This is a genomic window from Gloeobacter violaceus PCC 7421 (assembly GCF_000011385.1).
Lineage (GTDB): Bacteria > Cyanobacteriota > Cyanobacteriia > Gloeobacterales > Gloeobacteraceae > Gloeobacter > Gloeobacter violaceus.
In genome coordinates this window covers 2,416,877-2,434,542 of the sequence record NC_005125.1, presented here as the reverse complement: position 1 = coordinate 2,434,542, position 17,666 = coordinate 2,416,877, and the positions used below count along the sequence as shown (strand labels likewise).

Sequence of the window (17,666 nt, the reverse complement as noted above, 5' to 3'; positions counted from 1 at the left end):
GGCCGGTTTCCAGTTGGATATCTCGGATCAAAAGCTGCCGCAGGTAGCGGTCTTTTTCTTTAACCCAGTACTTTGGCGACTGTAGAGGCAGCTCGGTCGTCCGCAGAAAGGTGCCGCCGCTGGTACTCGGTGACGACGTTGTACTCGGTGGGTCGGGTGCTTGGCTCATCGGGGAACAAGTACTTGCTGTCGAGATTCTCACAGTCGCCCACCGCAACGGGCGGCAGCTTGCCTCGCTCGCGCAGGTGCTGAAGCACCACGTCGTGTTCTGAAACCGGCTGTCCGGCGGAAAAATGGCCCTTTTGAAGTGAAGACATCGGATTTTTGGCAATCATCAGCTTCAAAGCACTCATATCACATCCTCGACTTTTGTGCACGGTTGCGTCGCCGCGGCTACTCCGTCCCGAGCGCCGCAGTGATCGCCCAGTTGCGCACCTGGGCGTAAGTGCCTTTGAAGTAGTTGACCACCGGTTCCGCCCCTTCGATGGGCGGCGGCCCCAGCACGTCGAGTACCGTCTCCTGCGACGGCGGCGGCAAAATTGCCACCAGCGACGGGTCGAGATCGCCTGCCAGTTGCCAGAAACCCTGGGCTTTAAGGGGCGGCACGGGCGGGGCAGCCGATTCGGTTTCGGCGGGTTCGCTCTGTAAAGGGGCACCGCTGCCGCGCAGTTCGCGCAGGCGCTGCAGGATCTGGGTGCGGCTGCGTCCGCGCAGGGCAAACAGCACGAACGGGTCTTGATCGAAGCGCTCGCCCATCAGGTAGTATACGGCGGCAATGTGCTTGCAGGGATTGGCCGAGTCGGGGCAGGAACACTGGCTGTGGATGTCCCATTTGTTAAACGGAAACAAACTCAGCCCGCTTGCAATAAAGGCCTCTTCGATATTCTGGGGCATCTCGCCCGCCAGCAATTTGGCGGCAAAGATGGCGCGGCCCGCGAGTGTTTCGATCACTTCTTCCCACTGCTCGTCGCTGAAGCGGTCGAGAAACAGCGTCACGTCGTAGGGGACGGGGGCGGTGCCCTGGACTTTGGCTTTGACCTTGGAGCCTTGAAATTCCATGGCGAGCACATTGCCGCCGCGGGCGTAATTGCGGCCCCGCGCGAGCCGCTGCGTCCAGCCGAATGATTCGAGTACGTCGATCCACCGCTGCGCCCACCATTGGCTCGCGAACACCTTCGGTGCCGCCTCCTGAGAAGCTTTGGCCGGATCGCTGTTCACGCGGTGTCCTCCGTGTCGATAATCTCCGAGCGATCGAGTACCAACAGTTGCCGCAGTTGATCGGTATTTAGATCCGACAGCCAGTTCTCACCGGCGCTCACCACCTGCTCAGCCAGGGCCTTTTTGCTTTCGATCAGGGCGTTGATGCGCTCTTCGAGCGTGCCGGTGCACACGTACTTGTAGACTTGTACGTTCTTGGTTTGGCCGATGCGGAAGACGCGGTCGGTGGCCTGATTCTCGACCGCCGGGTTCCACCAGCGGTCGAAGTGGAAGACGTGGTTGGCGCGGGTGAGGTTGAGGCCGACACCCCCTGCCTTCAGCGAAAGAATAAAAATCCGCGGCCCCTGCGGATCGCTCTGGAAGCGCTCGATCATCGCCTCGCGCTGGTTTTTGCTGGTGCCGCCGTAGAGGAAAAACACTTCTGAACCCAACTGGCGGCTCAGGTGCGCCTGCAGCAGGTGGCCCCACTCGGCGAACTGGGTAAAAATCAGCGCCCGCTCCTCGTCGGCGAGCACTTCTTCGAGCATCTCGCCCAGGCGGCTGAGTTTGCCCGAGCGGTTGGCGAGCGGTCCGTCGTCACCCAGGTAGTGGCTCGGGTGGTTGCAGATCTGCTTGAGTTTGACCAAGGTGGCCAGCACCGTCCCGCGCCGCTGGATGCCGGTGCTCTGCTCGATCTTGGCGAGCGATTCGTTCACCACCCGCTCGTAGAGGGCCGCCTGCTCGGGTGTGAGCGGACAGAAGACATTCGTCTCCTGCTTCTCGGGCAGATCTTGAATAATCTGCGGGTCGGATTTGAGCCGCCGCAGGATAAACGGCTGCACCAGAGCTTTGAGGGCGTTCGCCGAGGAGCGATCCCCGTACTTTTCGATCGGAACTGCGAAGCGGCGCTGAAAGAAGTTGCGCGCCCCCAGATAGCCGGGATTGAGAAAATCGAGGATCGACCACAGTTCCGCGAGGCGATTCTCGACCGGTGTGCCGGTGAGGGCGATGCGAAAGCGCGCTGTCAGTTCCCGAATCGACTGGGTCTGCTTGGCGTCGGGGTTTTTGATGTTCTGGGCTTCGTCGAGCACCAGGCCCAACCATTCGACGCGCTTGAGATCTTTGCTGTCGCGCTGTACCAGGGCGTAGCTGCTGACGATGATTTGCTTTTTCTGGGCCGTCTCGACAAAATTGCGCCCCTTCGGCCGCCGCGCCCCATGATGGACATGTACAGATAAACTAGGAGAAAATTTCTTTATTTCTCTTTCCCAGTTTCCCATCACTGAAGTCGGACAAATTAACAATATAGGGCCGTCCAGCTCATTTTTGGATTTGAGAAAAAGAAGAAATGCTATCAACTCTACGGTCTTCCCGAGTCCCATGTCGTCGGCTAGGCAAGCACCCAGGCCCCACTTCTGCAAAAAGGCGAGCCAGCCGACGCCAATTTTTTGATAGGGCCGCAGGGTGCCCTTGAACCCCGGCGGTTCGTCGATGGGGGTGAGTTTGCGCTGATCGGTGAGGGTCTCCAGCAGTTGCTGAATGGGGCCGGAGCTGTCGAAGTTGACGATGGGGAGACCGTCGATTTTGGGGGTGTCGCCGAAGTTGAGGCGCAGCACATCCTCCAACGAGAGTCCGACCTGATCTTTGCGCGACTGCAAAAAGCTGTGGGCGGCGCGCACGTCCTGGGGGCGCAATTCGACCCAGTTGTCGTTGACTTTGACCAGGGGTTCAGAACTAGCGGCGAGGCGGTCGAACTCGGCGCGGCTCAGGGTCTTGCCCGCGAGCGACAGCTCCCATTTAAAAGCGAGCAAGCTCTGCATGCCGAGGCCCGAACCGTTGCGCCCCGGCGCGTTCGCTTCGAGTTTGAGGCCCAGGCGGTTGCGCAGGCTGCCCGCGTCCGCGAGGCTCTCGGGCAACAACACCCCGAAGCCGCTGTCGCGCAACCGCCAGGTGGCGGCTTTGAGAAACTGAAACGCCTCGACGGTGCTCATGGTGCAGCAGGTGGGCTGGGGGACGAGCAATCCCCGCTCGACGGGCACAAAGATACGCGAGGCGAGGCCCAAGCCCGCGAGAAACACCTCCTGCAGCTCACCCGCGCTGCTCCAGACTTGCTGGGCAGCCATCAGCGAATCGGGATCGTCGCCTGTTTGCAATAGAAAGTGCAGCTTCCACTCGCCCTGGCTCTCCTCGGGCGGCTGCAGACGGAAGCAGGTGCGCGAGCGAACCTGATAGCTCAGGGGGGCGCGCCAGGTGGCCAGGGCTTCCGCCAGAGCCGGCGTCTCCGGGTCCGGAGATTTGAGCTGGGGCTGGGCATGGGCCAGGGCCAGAAGCCAGGGGCGCACCGCTCCGGCAGGCAGCGTGCGCGGATCGGGAGGCTCGCAAGCGAGCAGCGTGCGCACCCGCGCGTCGAGCATGGCGCTCAGGAAACTCTTGAGAATCTGGTGCGGAGATAGTTCGGGGGTAGCGGCGCGGCAGGCGCCCGGCAAACGGGCGGCAAATTCTTTGAGGCGGGCTTGATCGACGGCGCTGTCGAGCAGGGGCACCCAGCGGGCTGTGGGGATTTCCTGGCCGTCGCCGCTCTCCAGGTCGGGCAGGTACTTGGCGCGCACCAGCAAGTCAAGCACCCAGCGGGCGCACTGCGACCAGAAGCGCAGGTCGTCGCCAATCGATGCGTCCCCGCCGCCCAGGGGTACCCCGAGCAACAGTTCAAAAGCCTGGTGACCGTCGAGCCAGAAACCTTCCACCAGCCACGGTTCCAACTCCAAAAGCTTGCCCTCGGGAGCAATGCTTGCGGAGTAGACCACGTTTTCGACCGTGGCGGGCAACTGGAGTGCAAGCGTCTCGGGTACCAGCAAGCTGAGCGGTATCTGGGGAAACTGGGCAGCCAGGCGGGGGGACAACTCGGCCGGTTGCTGGACATAGGGATGCGGAGCGGGTGCTTCGGAGCGCTTGCGCCGCTTTGCGACCTGCCTCCAGGTTTCTCCCCAAAGGAAAAGCCCGGCCCGGGGGGGTTGGTGAACCCAGATACCGTGCAAGATAGCCATGCTGACATTTTATGCTTCGCTGACTGGCTGCTGGGTGAAATAATTGGGCATGGCACTTCTGGGGGTGGCGCTTGGGTAGTTTGGGCACGGTGCAGATCGCCTCGCTGCTGAGCCTGGGGCTGGTGGCCGGGGTGCTGGCCGGTATGTTCGGCATCGGCGGCGGGGCGATCATGGTGCCGGCGATGATGTTTTTGATCGGCTTCAGCACCAAGCTGGCCACCGGCACTTCGCTTGCGGCGCTGCTGCTGCCTTTTGGGTTGTTTGGCGTGCTTGAGTACTACAAAAACGGCCAGGTGAACATCCCGGCGGCGCTGTTATTGGTGGCGGGGCTGTTCGTCGGTTCGTATTTTGGCGCCAAATTGACTTTGGGTTTGCCGGATATCGTCGTCAAGCGCGCCTTCGGGGTGTTCTTGATCGTGATCGCCCTGCGCTATCTGACGACCGAATAAATTCAGTTCAACTTACCGGCAGCCGGGCCAAATTCGTTGGGATCCGCCTCGTAACCCGGGGCAAAAACTTGGATGCCCGCTTCCTGGCAGCAGTCGCGGATGTTTTCGTGCAGTTGGGAGTACGAGGATCTCGACGGTCACCTTCGCATTCGATTGGGCAAGGGCAACTCCATCGATGTAGACGTTCAGTTTCAGGGGAAGACGGTATTGATTCTATGGCGTGACGATCAAACTTTGACTGCAGCCTGGGGATCGCTCACGGATCGTCACCCGGTCGCTGCCGTCCCGACCGTAGACTTCCGGCCGATACAGCTGCGCGTGGGACTCGGGCAATGTGGCCGAGGACGAGCCACCCGGACAAATGGGCGGCTGCCGAAGGGGTGGACAGGTGGCGACAATGGAGATCTCATCCACCCGGTTCGGTTTATCGATGTTCGTCCGCCTGCGCCGCGTTCTGGAACTGGTCTGGCAGAGCGGCCCGCTCGCCTGCGTCGGTCTACTCCTGCTCACGCTGGTAGGCGGAGTGTTACCTGCCGTGCAACTCTACGTCGGCAAGCTGATCATCGACACGGTGGTGGCCGCCTCCGCGCGGCCGGACGGTGAAATCTTCACCAGCCGGGCGCTCGGATTGGTGGGTCTGGAACTGGGGCTGCTGGTGCTCTCCGCCGCCGTTCAGACGGCCGGATCGATCCTCCAGGAGGTCTTCGGCGAAAAACTGACCTTCCAGATCAACGAGCGGATCTTGCACAAGGCAGACGCGCTCGAACTGGCCTACTTCGAGGATTCGAAGTTCTACGACGCGCTGCAGCGCGCCCAGCGCGAGGCGGGCTACCGGCCCCTGGGTCTGCTGATTCAGAGCCTGTCGATTACCCAGAGCGTCGTCTCGATGGGGGCGCTGGTGGTCCTGCTCGCCCGCCTGGGAGCGTTCGTGCTGCCGGTGTTGGTGCTCGCCTCGGTGCCGCTGCTGGTCACGACGGTGCGCTTCGTGCGCATGGGTTACCTGCTTGTGCGGGCGCGCACCCCGGAGGCCCGCCAGATGAGCTATATCAAGACGCTGATGGGCACCGACCAGGCCGCCAAGGAAATCAAACTGTTCAACCTGGGGCCGTACTTTATCGAAAGTTTTCGCAACCTGTTTACAAAGGTGCACCGCGAGACGGTCGATCTGGCCCTGCGCAAAGGGGCGGCGCGGGTAGGAAGCAGCGTCTTCAACGCCGTCTGCTACGCGGGACTTTACGGATACTTGATCTGGATGGCGCTTCGGCGGCTTCTGACCATCGGCGATCTGACCCTTTATGCCGGGGCGGTGCTGCAGCTCAACAACCAGTTGCAGTCGCTCAGCGAGAGCGGGGCGCGCGTTTATCAAAATGCGCTGTTTATCGACGATTTGTTCAGGTTTCTGGATCTCGAGCCCCGCAGGGCCGTGGCCGCCGCACCTCGGCCGGTACCCGAGCGCATCGAGCAGGGCATCCGCTTCGAAAATGTCTCTTTTCGCTACCCGGGTTCCGAGCGCGAGGTGCTGAGCGGTGTGAGCTTCGAAATCCGGCCCGGCGAGACGGTGGCGCTGGTGGGCGAAAACGGCTCCGGCAAGACGACGCTGGTCAAGTTGCTCACCCGCCTGTACGAACCGACCGGCGGACGCATCCTCCTCGAAGGCCGGGATCTGGCCGAGTACGAACCCGAGCAGCTGCGCAAACTGGTGGGGGTGGTCTTTCAAGACTTTGTGCGCTTTCATGCCACCGCCCGCGACAACATCGGCTACGGCCGGGTGGACGCCCTCACGGATTTCGAGCGCATCGAAGCGGCGGCGGGGCGGGGCGGGGCGGACGCGCTCATCACCGGCCTCGCGCGCGGCTACGACACGATGCTCGGCAAATGGTTCCGCGAAGGCCAGGAGCTCTCCGGCGGCCAGTGGCAAAAAATCGCCCTCGCCCGGGCCTACATGCGCGACGCGCCGGTGCTGGTGCTCGACGAGCCCACCGCCGCCCTCGACGCGCGCGCCGAGCACGAAGTGTTCAGCAAATTCCGGGAGCTGCGCCAGGGGAAAATGGCCCTTTTGATCTCGCACCGCTTCTCGACGGTGCTGACCGCCGACCGCATCGTCGTGCTGGAGGGGGGCCGGGTCGGCGAGCAGGGAACCCACCGCGAACTTGCCGCCCGCAACGGGCGCTATGCCGAGCTGTTCACCCTTCAGGCAGAGGGCTACCGAGAATGAGAAGCGGATTTTCCTGTCGCAGGGAGGAGGCGCAGACGGGCGATACTTTTTAGATTGCAGATGATCCCAATCGAGACAGGCATAAGAACATGGCTGACACACATATCCGTCGCGCTGTAGGGACTTTCTCCAATCGTGCCCAGGCCGAGCAAGCCCTCTATCGGCTGCGCGATGCCGGTTTTGACATGGACGACGTCTCCGTGATCAGCAAGCACGAAGAAAGTGGCGATATTGCCGGTGCCGAGGTTAAAGACGAAGTCGGCAACCGTGCCGGCGAAGGGGCGGCCACCGGGGCGACCACCGGGGCGGCCGTGGGCGGGCTGACCGGCTTGCTGGTCGGTATCGGCGCGCTGGCCATCCCGGGCATCGGCCCGGTGATCACCGCAGGTGCCCTGGGCACCGCTCTCGCCACCACCCTGGCGGGCGGCGCCATCGGTGCGGCGGCGGGCGGCCTGGTGGGTGCCCTCGTCGGTCTCGGCATTCCCAAGGAGCGCGCCGAAGTGTATAACGCGGCGGTGACCCGCGGCGACTACTTGGTGGTAATCGACGGCCCCGCCGAAGAGATCAACGAAGCCGAGCGCATCCTCAACGGCCAGGGCATCCGCGACTACGGCGTCTACGACGCTCCGGCCGGCAGCTACGACGAAGCGCGCTACCGCAACCGTCCCACCCTCAGCGAGCGCGCCGGCAACCTGGGCACCCGCGTGCAGGGTTCGGCCCAGGAGACCCTGGGTCGCGTCACCAACGACCCGACCAATGTGATCGAGGGTGATGCCAAGCAGCGCCAGGCCGACATCAACGACCGCTCGGCCGATCTGCGCGACCGCAAGTAACAAAACCGTGAAGCGTCGAGCAATTGCTCGACGCGTCTAGAAAGACTGGCCGGGGGCGCAAGCTCCCGGCTTTTGCCATGGCGGGCGAAGAATTGTGCATTGGCGCACCTACTCAGTTGAAAGCGATTGCGAGTATGGTAGGAAATTGAAAAATCGCTGGCCCCCCACAGCAATGCGGCGGGCGCCCCCGGCCCACTTCTTGCCGCTTTCAATCCGGTTAACCCATGAGCAATTTCCAAGCCGAAATCCCCCTCACCGCCGGTCCGGCCTCTTCAAGGACGTTTTTCGGCCATCCGGTCGGTTTATATGTGCTGTTTTTCACCGAGATGTGGGAGCGCTTCTCGTACTACGGGATGCGCGCCCTGCTGGTGCTGTACATGATCAACTATCTCGAGAAGCCGGGGGTCGCAGCCGGTGTGCTGGGCTACGGCGCGGTGCGCGGTGCGCTGGAGGGGGTATTCGGGCCGCTCGCCGCCCAGGCGTTCGCCTCGCAAATTTACGGCATCTACACGGCGCTGGTGTACCTGACGCCCCTGTTGGGCGGCTACCTGGCCGATCAGGTCTGGGGACAGCGCCGCACGGTGGTGATTGGCGGCGTGCTGATGGCGATGGGCCACTTTTTGATGGCCTTCGAGAGTTTGTTCTTCCCGGCCCTGGGGCTGATCATCCTCGGTAACGGCGCTTTTAAGCCGAATATTTCCACCCAGGTGGGCGGGCTGTACCCGCCGGGTGACCCGCGCCGCGACCAGGCCTTCAGCATTTTTTACGTCGGCATTAACCTGGGGGCGTTCGCAGCGCCGCTGGTGTGCGGCACCCTGGGCGAGACGGTGGGTTGGCACTACGGATTTAGCGCCGCAGGCGTCGGCATGGTGATTGGACTGATGGTTTACCTGTTCGGTCAGCGCTATCTGGCGCCGGACCAGCTCGCCCAGACCCGCGCCAACCACACCGAGAAAATCCCCCTCGATTCCACCGAACGCAGCGGCATCCTGGCGCTGGTAGCCCTGTGCGTCATCAACGTCTTCTGGTGGGCGGCCTACGAGCAAAGCGGCAACACGATCGCCTTTTGGGCGGACAAATTTACCAACCGCGAGCTGTTCGGCAACGGTTGGGTGTTTCCGGCCACCTGGGTGCAGTCCATCAACCCGTTTTTGATCTTCACCCTGACCCCGGTGATCGTCGGCCTGTGGGCCTGGCAGGCCGGCCGCGGCAAAGAACTTTCGACCATCGCCAAGATGGTCTTCAGCTGCATGCTCCTCGGGCTGGCCTTTCTGGTGATGGTGGGCGGGGCGCGCGAGTACGCCCAGACCGGCACGACCAGCATCTGGTGGCTGCTTGCTTTTTTTACGCTGCTGACGGTGTCGGAGTTGTACCTTTCGCCCATCGGTCTGTCGCTGGTGACCAAGGTCGCCCCGGCGCGGATGGTCTCGCTGCTGATGGGCATGTGGTTTTTGGCGATTTTCGCGGGCAACTACCTGGGCGGCTTTCTGGGGACTTACATCGAGCGCATACCCAAGGAGACGTTCTTCCTGGGTATGGCCTGTATGTGCTTTGCCGCGGGCGGGGCGATGTGGCTGCTGAGCGGCCCGGTCAAAAAGGCCGTGGGCGCTTCGATTGCCCAGAAAAAAGCCTGACGGCAGACATTCAGCGCGGGCCGCGCACCTGCCAGCGGGCGTCGGCGACGAGCGGCAGGGATTGGCGGGAGAGAAACACTGTTCCGTTCATCAGCCAGACGGCATTCTCGCCGGTGGCGATGTTGCGCCAGACCAGGTCGGGGGCGGCGTCGTTGTTGTAATCGCCTACCCCGCCTATTTCCCAGCGGGTATCCCCGACGCTCGGTAGGGAAAGCGATTTGGCAAAAGTGGTGCCGTTCATGAGCCAGACGGTATTGGCGCCGGTGGCCCGGTTGCGCCAGACGATGTCCAGTTTGCCGCCGCCGTCGAAGTGGCCGGTCCCCACCACCTGCCAGTCGGGACCGGCCACCGCCGGCAGCGCGACCGCACCGGTGTAGACTGTGCCGTTCATCGTCCAGACACTGTTGGCCCCGCTGAGTGCATTGCGCCAGAGAATATCACTCTTGCCGTCGCCACTAAAATCGCCGCTGCCGACGATGCTCCAGTTCCTGTCGCCCATCGGCGGCAGGGAAACACTTCCTGCAAACACCGTGCCGTTCATCCGCCAGAGGGTATTGGCGCCGGTCGCGCTGTTGCGCCAAAGTATATCGGTCTTGCCGTCGCCGTCAAAATCGCCCGTGCCCCCGATCTGCCAGTTGGGATCAGCCACCGCCGGCAGATAGGCGACGCCGGTCTGGGTGGTGCCGCTCATCAGCCAGAGAAGATTGGCCCCCGTCTCAGGTAACCGCCAGAGAATTTCAGAGGTGCGATCAGCGTTGAAATCGCCCCGGATGGGCAGCGCGCCGATTTTGTACACCTCGCCGCTATTGATCGACAGCCAGTACAACTGCCCGTCGGGGCCGACTTTGAGATCGACCACGCCGTCTAGCCCCCCGGCGAACTCGCGCACCTGGGTGTAGTCGGCGGGTAGCAAACGGCGGAGGAAGCCCTGGATGTAATCGGCAAAAAAGTAGTTGCCGGTGTAGGCCCCCGGAAACTGGGTGGCCTGATAGAATGCCCCGCCGGCGATCGAGGCGCTGCTGCCGCGTGGGTAGCTGTAGACGGGATCGATAAAATCGGGATCATCCGCGTTCCCTTCCACTGCGGGCCAGCCGTAATTGCCGCCTTTGGCCGCACGGTTGACTTCCTCCCAGGCGTTTGAACCGACGTCGTTGATGAAGATGGTGCCCGTGCCCGGCTGGACAGCGAAGGTAAACGGGTTGCGCAGCCCCAGAGCCCAGATTTCACCGCGTGCCCCACTGGTGCCCACGAAGGGGTTGTCCGGCGGGACGATGTTCGGGTAAGCGCCCGGATCGACGCGCAGCAGTTTGCCCGAGAGGTTCGAGAGCGATTGGGAGTTGCTGGAACTGGCCCCGCCGTCGCCCACGCCCGCGTACAGTTTGCCGTCGGTCCCGAAGTGGATGGCCCCGCCGTTGTGGTTGCCGGCGTCGGAGGCGATGTTGTCAAGGATGACCAGTTCGCTGCCCGGCTCGGCCACGTTCGGATTGGCAACGCTGGCGGTGAATCGGCTGATCCGGTTTTTGATCGGCTCCGCCGCGCGGGTGTAGTAGACGTAAAGGTACCGGTTGGAGGCAAAGGCGGGATCGAAGGCAATCCCCAACAGTCCCCGCTCGCTCTCAGTGGCAGCGTCCACGGTTAAAAATGGCTCCTGCAGCAGGCTGCCGTTCGCCGCCACCCGTAGGGCACCCCCTTTTTCACAGACGAACAGCCGGCCGTCGGGGGCAAATTCCATCGCTGTTGGGCCGTCAAGACCGCTGCTTACCAGGCTTTGCTGAAAACCGGCCGGGATCTGGGCAAGGGCGGGCGAACCGCCGAGCAGTATCAGAGCACAGGCACTGCCAAGCTGAATCGACGCTATGCGGTGGTTGATGTCCATGGTTGTTGCTGTTGCCGGTGGGAGGGAAATCCGGGGCTTGCCACTACGGTGCAGAACGCGGCGGGCTTTTCCATCAGCCTTCAGATTGAGCGTGGAGCCGTTGGCTTCGAATTATCGATCATCTGTAGTGCGATCGGTGCTTCCGTCAAAATCGATCAGTGACCACAATTTTTTGAGGAGTTGTTTATGAAAGCCGTGGGCTACAGACAGCCGCTGCCGGTGGACGACCCGAACGCGCTGCTCGATGTCGATTTGCCGGAACCGGCAGTGGCCGGGCGCGATCTGCTCGTCGAGGTCAAGGCTATCTCCGTCAATCCGGTGGATACGAAGGTGCGCCGCGGCACCGCGCCGCCGGAGGGCCAGATCAAGGTGCTCGGTTGGGATGCGAGCGGCGTCGTGCGCGCGGTGGGGCCCGAGGTGAGTTTGTTTCGACCGGGCGATGCGGTATGGTATGCGGGCTCGATCGTCCGCCCCGGCACCAACAGCGAACTGCACACCGTCGATGAGCGCATCGTGGGCCGCAAGCCTGCGAGCCTCGATTTTGCCCGGGCCGCCGCTTTGCCGCTCACGACGATCACCGCCTGGGAGTTGCTGTTCGATCGCCTGCAAGTGGCCCGGGACAGGACCGGGCGGGGCGAGACGCTGCTCATTGTCGGGGCTGCCGGGGGGGTAGGTTCGATCCTCACCCAACTGGCGCGGCAGTTGACCGGGATCACGGTGATCGGCACCGCCTCGCGGCCCGAAACCCGAAAGTGGGTCCAGGATCTGGGTGCCCACCACGTCATCGACCACTCCAGACCCCTGGTTGAACAACTGCAGCGCCTCGGCATCCCGCAAGTGTCCTATGTGGCGAGCCTGACGCAGACCGACACGCACTACGCCCAGCTGGTCGAAGCGCTCGCGCCCCAGGGCAGGCTCGCTCTTATCGACGATCCCGGGCCGCTCGATGTGACGCTGCTCAAGCGCAAGAGCCTGTCGCTGCACTGGGAATTGATGTTCACCCGCTCACTTTTCACGACCGCCGACCTCATCGAACAGCACCGTCTGTTGGACGAGGTGGCCCAAATGGTGGAGGCCGGGGTGATCCAGACCACCGTGGGCGAGCATTTCGGACGGATTTGCGCTGAAAACCTGCGCAAGGCCCATGCCCTGATCGAGAGCGGTCAGGCCAAAGGCAAGATCGTTTTGGAAGGATTTTGAGCGACGGCGCGGGGCTCACGCTCCAAACTTTGGGCCGATGGACGGAGCGCATTGGGTAACATAAACTACCGAAGTTACCCATAGGGTTTTGGCCCCCGGTGACGGCGAGTCGGATTTGCCCGGCCTGTCCCGCTGGGCTTTCAGTCCGCTCGAAGCGGCACCGGAAGGCATTCCAGTCACCAGACCATCGCAAAGCGAGTGTTTTTGCCGATTCGGCAGGAGCACTCTGTTCCGTTCGCACAACTTTTTCTAAAAGGAGCACGCATTCATGCATTACCCACAAAAGCGGGCGATCGGCCTTGCCCTCGCGGCTTTGACCGTTGCCAATCTCGCGGCCATCGCCCCGGCCCGCGCCGAGGAGACGACCTGCACCGGCTCCCTCGGCGCCACCACCGTGGACAACCTCCGGGTACCCCAGGGCGCCACCTGCACCCTCAACGGCACCCGCGTCGAGGGGACCATCTACGTCGAAGCGAACGCCACGCTCAAAGCGAGCAAGGTGCAGGTCAAGGGCAACGTCCAGGCTGAAAACGCCGCCCGGGTCAACGTCCTACCGCGCTCCACCGTCGGCGGCAGCATCCAGATCGTCCAGGGCGGTGCGGCCCGGATCGACAGCGTCCAGATTGCAGGGGATCTGTTGTTCGACAGCAACTCCAAAAGTCTGATCGCCTACAAAAACACCATCGGGGGAAATCTCCAGGCTTTCCAGAACAACGGCGGCCTCACGATTACCGCCAACAACATCGACGGAAACCTGCAGTGCAAAGAGAACAACCCTGCCCCGGTCGGCGGGGAGAATGTCGTCCAGGGCAACAAAGAAGACCAGTGCGCCCAGTTGTAGGGTCTGCCCTTTCAACCTCAGTTGAGCAGAGCCAGTAAAACCGGAGGCGATGCGGCGGCCAGGCGTTTCGCTTGACCATTGGCGAAGCCGTCGCTTTTGCCGACCGGCGCAAGGATATCCGCTCACTTCATGCTCTGAAGTGAGTGGGTTTTCCTGCGCCGGACAGTTCGGCTGGCTGCTGCAGCTCAGCTACCTATGCTCAAATCGGTGTGTTCTGGGCTGTGAGAGATTGGACTTGCACAGGGAAGGTCACAGTGAATGTCGAGCCGACACCGGGTTCAGAGACCAGCGCGATTTTGCCCTGCAGCAGGTTCACCAGTTGGGAGACGATCGCAAGCCCGAGCCCGGTGCCTTCGGTCCGGCTGCGCTCGTTGCAGCTGAAACGCGAGTAGGGCTCGAAGATGTGGGGTTGATCTTCGGGGGCGATGCCCAGACCAGTGTCGCTCACGGCGACCGACCAGTGTCTGTCGTCCACAGCCTTGCACTCCACCCGTACAGAACCGCTCGGGGTGTAGCGCACGGCATTGCTGAGCAGGTTGGTGAGGATTTGTTGCAGGCGCATGCTGTCGCTCGCTACGGTCTGGGGGGCCAACCCGCAATCGAGCGAAACTTCCAAACCCTGCGCTGCGGCCAGCGGCCGGATCGTCTCGACCACTTCTTCGACTGTCGGGCGCAGCGCGACCGCCTCCAGGTGCAACCGGGTCTGCCCGGCCTCCGAGCGCGAAAACTCCAGCGCATCGTTGATCAGGTGCAGCAGCCGGGTGCCGTTGCGCACCACCCGCTCGATGTGTTCGAAGTCGGGCAGGGTGTCCCCGATGTCCGTGCGGGTACGGCCGGTGCGCAAAAAGAGATTTGCATAGCCGATGATCGAATTGAGGGGAGTCTTCAACTCGTGGGCCAGCACCGAGAGATTGTCCTGGTGGGCGCGCACCAACCGGCCAAGTTCTTGATTGGTGAGCAACAACTGGCTTTGCAGTTGCGCCAGTTCGCGCAGGCGCTCATCCACGTAGCTTTGGAAGCAAGAAGCGATCGCCTCGTCCACCACCTCGTTGATCAGATGGACGGCCCGCACCACCCCGGTTATTGAACCGCGCGTCATTTCCCCATCCAGGACCGTGAAGATCACCCGGCGCAGCAACCGATACTCCTGGGCAATTTCAGCGGGGTTGAAACCCTGGCTGGCCCGCAGGGAACCGTGCACCAGGCTTTTGCTCACCAGCAGTCCGGTGTCGCTCTTCTCCGTCTGGGAAAGGACGGTGACCATTGCCCTGAGCACATCGGGCAAACTGTTGCGCACGGCGGAGTAGGGCAGTCCGTCGTCGCTGCTGATCCGGCGGTCGGAGCGGACGGCCGCGATCCACTGCTCGATGATCGCATCGCTCCGGTCTGCAAGTAGTTTGCTGAAGTCCATGGCTGGCGAGTCAATAGTGGAGTGGAAGGAACCGGTTCCGACGAATCACTTCCGCCCCCAGCACCTTCCAAGCACCCGTGAATGCTCACGATTGTAGAGGACCAACGGCCTTTGCATCCGCAAGTCCTGCGGATAATCGCAGCGGTTCGGCAACGGTGCCGCCCCCAGTCGCCTACGAAGGCCGGCCGGCGGCGTGCAGCAACTCGCGCACCGCCGCCGTCAGTTCATCGAGGGCCACGGGTTTGTGCAGGAGCCGGTCCGGCCTGGGCGAGTACGACTCCAACGGCGAGCGGTCGGCGGTCAGCATCATCACCGGGAAGTGCGGCAATTCAGGGTCCGAGCGCAACCGGGCCAGCACCTGCCTTCCGTCGAGGTCCGGCATCATCACATCGAGCACCAGCAGCTGCGGGGCCTGCCGGTGCACCAATTCCAGGCACTCCCGGCCGCCGCCCGCAGCCACCACTTCCAGACCCTCCATCTCCAGGGCCAGCATCAGGAACATCACGTTGTCGGGCTGATCGTCGACGACGAGAACCCGGGGATTGCGGCAACTCATGGGGCACAAAACAGTATATGTGGACACGGTAACTGGACAGGGGGTGCCCTCCGCGTCGGCTTTGCGAAGGAGATTCGGGGTGAACATGGCCGATTGCGTTGCAAAAGTCAAGCGTGCTTGGTTAGAAGAAGTGACGGGCGAACCGGATGCAATAGGCCTCATCGGGGAACGTACAGTAGCGGTGCCCCCGGTCCGAGGGGCAGGTTGAACAGGTACCAGAGCACGAACAATCCCGACCAGCCGAGGCCAAAGGCGATCGAGTACGGAAGCATCGCGGCAAGCAGCGATCCTAGGCGCAGATCGGGTTCGTACTTGCGCGCGAAGACGACGATGAGCGGGAAATAGGGCAGTAGCGGGGCAATCACATTGGTAAACGAATCGGCCACCCGGTAGGCCGCCTGGGTGAGTTCGGGGCTGTAGCCCAGACCCATCAGCATCGGCACGAAGATCGGGGCCATCACCGCCCACTTCGCAGAAGCCGAGGCGATGAACAGGTCCAACAGGGCGGCAAACAGAATAAACAGCAGCAGCAGCGCAATGCCGGTCAGACCGATGCCTTTGAGAAAATTCGCCCCGGCGATGGCGACCATAATCCCCAGATTCGACCAGTTGAAATAGGCGATAAATTGGGCGGCGGCGAAGGCGAGCACGATGTAGGCACCCATCGTCGCCATCGTCTCGGCCATCATCGCAGCCACCGCCCGATCGTCGCGGATGCTGCCGGTGAGTGCGCCGTAGATAAGACCCGGCACCAAAAAAGCAATCGCAATAATCGGAATGAGCGACTGAAATAGGGGCTTCAGATCGCCGTTTTCGCCGTTGAGCAGCCCTCCTGGCGCCAGTCCCTGCCAGGCGAACACCGCCAGGATCACAACGAAACTCACCAGGGCAATCCAGGCGGCCCGGCGCTCGCGGGCGCTCAGATCCGCGCTCGGTGGGTCGGGAAAGCCGGTCGGGCGTTGCCACACCCCCAGGCGCGGCTCGACGATCCGCTCGGTGACAAACCAGCCCAGGCCGGTGAGCAAAAAGACCGAGGCGGCCATGAAGTAGTAGTTGGCCGTCGGCGCCACCTGGTAGGCCGGATCAAACAGCTGGGCCGCCGACTGGGTGAATCCGGCGAGTAGCGGATCGAGCGAGGTGATGAGCAAATTGGCCGAGAAGCCGCCGGAGACCCCGGCGAAGGCGGCACAGAGCCCCGCGAGCGGGTGGCGGCCAAGCCCGAGGTACAGCACCGCCCCCAGGGGAATGAGCACCACGAACCCGGCGTCCGCCGCGACCGAGGCGTTCACCCCGGTGAAAACCAGCGTCGGGGTCACCAAGGCGCGCGGGACCGCCGTCACCGACAGGGTGAGCAGTGCGGCGATCAGGCCGCTGCGCTCGGCCACGCCGATGCCCAGCAGCACCACCAGCACGATCCCCAACGGCGGGAAGCCGGTGAAATTTGCAATCGCCTCGGTGAGCATCCGGCGGATGCCCTCGGGGGTGAGCAGGTTGAACGCTTCGATGGTTTTGCCGCTCACCGGATGGACGACGCTCCAGCCGCTCTGGACCGCCAGCCAACTGAGCACCGGCATGGCAAGGGCAAATAGCGCAAACAGTGTCAGCGGGTCGGGCAGGCGGTTGCCTACCGCTTCGACGCGGTTTAGCACCCGGCCTACCCAGCCCGGTGGGGGCGGTAATTCGACAAGGGGCGGCTCGGCGGAAGGATCGCGGGTCATCGGCGCGACGGGATGATTTTTACAAAGTGTAGAGCATTAAAATTTGTAGGCGCGCAGACCCAAAGACAGTTGGCGGGTGCGCTTTGGCAGGCGTTAGAAATACGTTGCTGCGGGGCACCCTGAACTTGTCGCAACCGGAGTACTTTCCATGGCATCCCAGCGCGCCCCCCGGGGCTTTACCCTGATTGAACTGTTGGTGGTCGTGATCATCGTCGGCATCCTCGCCGCCGTCGCCCTGCCCAACTTTCTGGGCCAGACCGGCAAAGCGAAGACCACCGAGGCGACCGCCGCCATCGACGCGGGCAAAACCGCCCAGGAAGCTTATCTCAACGAAACAGGCGCCTACTACACCGCCGGCACGATGGGTGCCGGTGGTGTACCCGCCGCCAACGCCGATACCCTGGGGGGCACCCTTGTCCAGACGGGGGTCGACCTGAACGAACTGCAGGCTGCGATCCAAGTGGGCCACGACGCCACCCGTTTTGTGAGCGCCGCCCCCGCCGACGGCACCAAGTGGGCCATCGCCCACCAGGCGGGCGGCCAGACGGCGGTAGCCAACAGCAACACCGACTTTGCCATCAACGTCGACGGCGGAGCGGCCACCGCCGCCGGCACCCAGGTGCGCGGGCTGGCGGCTTCCTATCTCAAGTCCGCCGCCAAGATCGTCATCGACGCCAACCCGACCCGCTAAG

General features: G+C 62.9%; 14 protein-coding genes. 7 read left to right on the top strand and 7 right to left on the bottom strand.

All coding sequences use genetic code 11. From position 1 onward, the window contains the following. Positions 1–59: 59 nt before the first annotated feature. From GLL_RS11735 to GLL_RS11725, 3 genes are read right to left on the bottom strand one after another with little or no spacing between them, the layout of a single operon-like run. Positions 60–353 (bottom strand): hypothetical protein, encoded by a 294-nt coding sequence (locus GLL_RS11735; RefSeq protein WP_164928976.1) that lies wholly within the window; start codon positions 351–353, stop codon positions 60–62. Positions 354–393: 40 nt separating this feature from the next. Beyond that, positions 394–1,218 (bottom strand): SWIM zinc finger family protein, encoded by an 825-nt coding sequence (locus GLL_RS11730; protein WP_011142264.1) that lies wholly within the window; start codon positions 1,216–1,218, stop codon positions 394–396. Continuing rightward, positions 1,215–4,241, bottom strand: a complete 3,027-nt coding sequence (locus GLL_RS11725; RefSeq protein ID WP_011142263.1) for a DEAD/DEAH box helicase — start codon at positions 4,239–4,241, stop codon at positions 1,215–1,217. The genes GLL_RS11730 and GLL_RS11725 overlap by 4 nt, the downstream gene beginning before the upstream one ends. 71 nt (positions 4,242–4,312) lie before the next feature. Here GLL_RS11725 and GLL_RS11720 point away from each other — a divergent pair, with 71 nt between their 5' ends. The 4 genes from GLL_RS11720 to GLL_RS11705 all read left to right on the top strand — a co-directional run bounded on the left by GLL_RS11720 (position 4,313) and on the right by GLL_RS11705 (position 9,372). Beyond that, the gene (locus GLL_RS11720) at positions 4,313–4,690 is read left to right on the top strand and encodes a sulfite exporter TauE/SafE family protein (protein ID WP_197529991.1); all 378 of its coding nucleotides are present in this window, start codon (positions 4,313–4,315) and stop codon (positions 4,688–4,690) included. 397 nt (positions 4,691–5,087) lie between these two features. After that, positions 5,088–6,905, top strand: a complete 1,818-nt coding sequence (locus GLL_RS11715) for an ABC transporter ATP-binding protein (protein ID WP_164928975.1) — start codon at positions 5,088–5,090, stop codon at positions 6,903–6,905. An 89-nt stretch (positions 6,906–6,994) separates the two neighbouring features. Continuing rightward, the gene (locus GLL_RS11710; protein ID WP_011142260.1) at positions 6,995–7,738 is read left to right on the top strand and encodes a general stress protein; all 744 of its coding nucleotides are present in this window, start codon (positions 6,995–6,997) and stop codon (positions 7,736–7,738) included. Positions 7,739–7,962: 224 nt separating this feature from the next. Further along, on the top strand, positions 7,963–9,372 hold the full coding sequence (locus GLL_RS11705; protein WP_011142259.1) for a peptide MFS transporter: 1,410 nt from the start codon (positions 7,963–7,965) through the stop codon (positions 9,370–9,372). Positions 9,373–9,382: 10 nt separating this feature from the next. Here the strand turns inward: GLL_RS11705 and GLL_RS11700 are convergent, their stop codons facing one another. After that, positions 9,383–11,248 carry a PQQ-dependent sugar dehydrogenase gene (locus GLL_RS11700; RefSeq protein ID WP_011142258.1) on the bottom strand — a complete coding sequence of 622 codons (1,866 nt, stop codon included), beginning with the start codon at positions 11,246–11,248 and terminating at the stop codon, positions 9,383–9,385. A gap of 186 nt (positions 11,249–11,434) precedes the next feature. On the opposite strand from GLL_RS11700, the gene GLL_RS11695 reads away from it, so the two are divergent. Next, entirely contained in the window at positions 11,435–12,448 is a 1,014-nt protein-coding gene (locus GLL_RS11695) for a zinc-binding alcohol dehydrogenase family protein (protein ID WP_011142257.1), read from the top strand. Between the two features lie 268 nt (positions 12,449–12,716). Continuing rightward, the gene (locus tag GLL_RS11690; RefSeq protein ID WP_011142256.1) at positions 12,717–13,289 is read left to right on the top strand and encodes a hypothetical protein; all 573 of its coding nucleotides are present in this window, start codon (positions 12,717–12,719) and stop codon (positions 13,287–13,289) included. A 199-nt stretch (positions 13,290–13,488) separates the two neighbouring features. On the opposite strand, the gene GLL_RS11685 is transcribed toward GLL_RS11690, so the two are convergent. The 3 genes from GLL_RS11685 to GLL_RS11675 form a co-directional block, all read right to left on the bottom strand. After that, entirely contained in the window at positions 13,489–14,700 is a 1,212-nt protein-coding gene (locus GLL_RS11685) for a sensor histidine kinase (protein WP_011142255.1), read from the bottom strand. 172 nt (positions 14,701–14,872) lie between these two features. After that, positions 14,873–15,256 (bottom strand): response regulator, encoded by a 384-nt coding sequence (locus GLL_RS11680; RefSeq protein WP_164928974.1) that lies wholly within the window; start codon positions 15,254–15,256, stop codon positions 14,873–14,875. 158 nt (positions 15,257–15,414) lie between these two features. Next, positions 15,415–16,974, bottom strand: a complete 1,560-nt coding sequence (locus GLL_RS11675; protein WP_011142253.1) for an AbgT family transporter — start codon at positions 16,972–16,974, stop codon at positions 15,415–15,417. Positions 16,975–17,122: 148 nt separating this feature from the next. Here GLL_RS11675 and GLL_RS23475 point away from each other — a divergent pair, with 148 nt between their 5' ends. After that, positions 17,123–17,665, top strand: a complete 543-nt coding sequence (locus tag GLL_RS23475) for a type IV pilin protein (protein WP_011142252.1) — start codon at positions 17,123–17,125, stop codon at positions 17,663–17,665. Position 17,666: the final 1 nt, after the last annotated feature.

Bases quoted from the DNA above. Each gene is read 5' to 3' on its own strand.
- GLL_RS11735 (WP_164928976.1), bottom strand. From the start codon at position 353: ATGAGTGCTTTGAAGCTGATGATTGCCAAAAATCCGATGTCTTCACTT.
- GLL_RS11725 (WP_011142263.1), bottom strand. From the start codon at position 4,241: ATGGCTATCTTGCACGGTATCTGGGTTCACCAACCCCCCCGGGCCGGG.
- GLL_RS11715 (WP_164928975.1), top strand. From the start codon at position 5,088: ATGGAGATCTCATCCACCCGGTTCGGTTTATCGATGTTCGTCCGCCTG.
- GLL_RS11710 (WP_011142260.1), top strand. From the start codon at position 6,995: ATGGCTGACACACATATCCGTCGCGCTGTAGGGACTTTCTCCAATCGT.
- GLL_RS11705 (WP_011142259.1), top strand. From the start codon at position 7,963: ATGAGCAATTTCCAAGCCGAAATCCCCCTCACCGCCGGTCCGGCCTCT.
- GLL_RS11700 (WP_011142258.1), bottom strand. From the start codon at position 11,248: ATGGACATCAACCACCGCATAGCGTCGATTCAGCTTGGCAGTGCCTGT.
- GLL_RS11695 (WP_011142257.1), top strand. From the start codon at position 11,435: ATGAAAGCCGTGGGCTACAGACAGCCGCTGCCGGTGGACGACCCGAAC.
- GLL_RS11690 (WP_011142256.1), top strand. From the start codon at position 12,717: ATGCATTACCCACAAAAGCGGGCGATCGGCCTTGCCCTCGCGGCTTTG.
- GLL_RS11685 (WP_011142255.1), bottom strand. From the start codon at position 14,700: ATGGACTTCAGCAAACTACTTGCAGACCGGAGCGATGCGATCATCGAG.
- GLL_RS11680 (WP_164928974.1), bottom strand. From the start codon at position 15,256: ATGAGTTGCCGCAATCCCCGGGTTCTCGTCGTCGACGATCAGCCCGAC.
- GLL_RS11675 (WP_011142253.1), bottom strand. From the start codon at position 16,974: ATGACCCGCGATCCTTCCGCCGAGCCGCCCCTTGTCGAATTACCGCCC.
- GLL_RS23475 (WP_011142252.1), top strand. From the start codon at position 17,123: ATGGCATCCCAGCGCGCCCCCCGGGGCTTTACCCTGATTGAACTGTTG.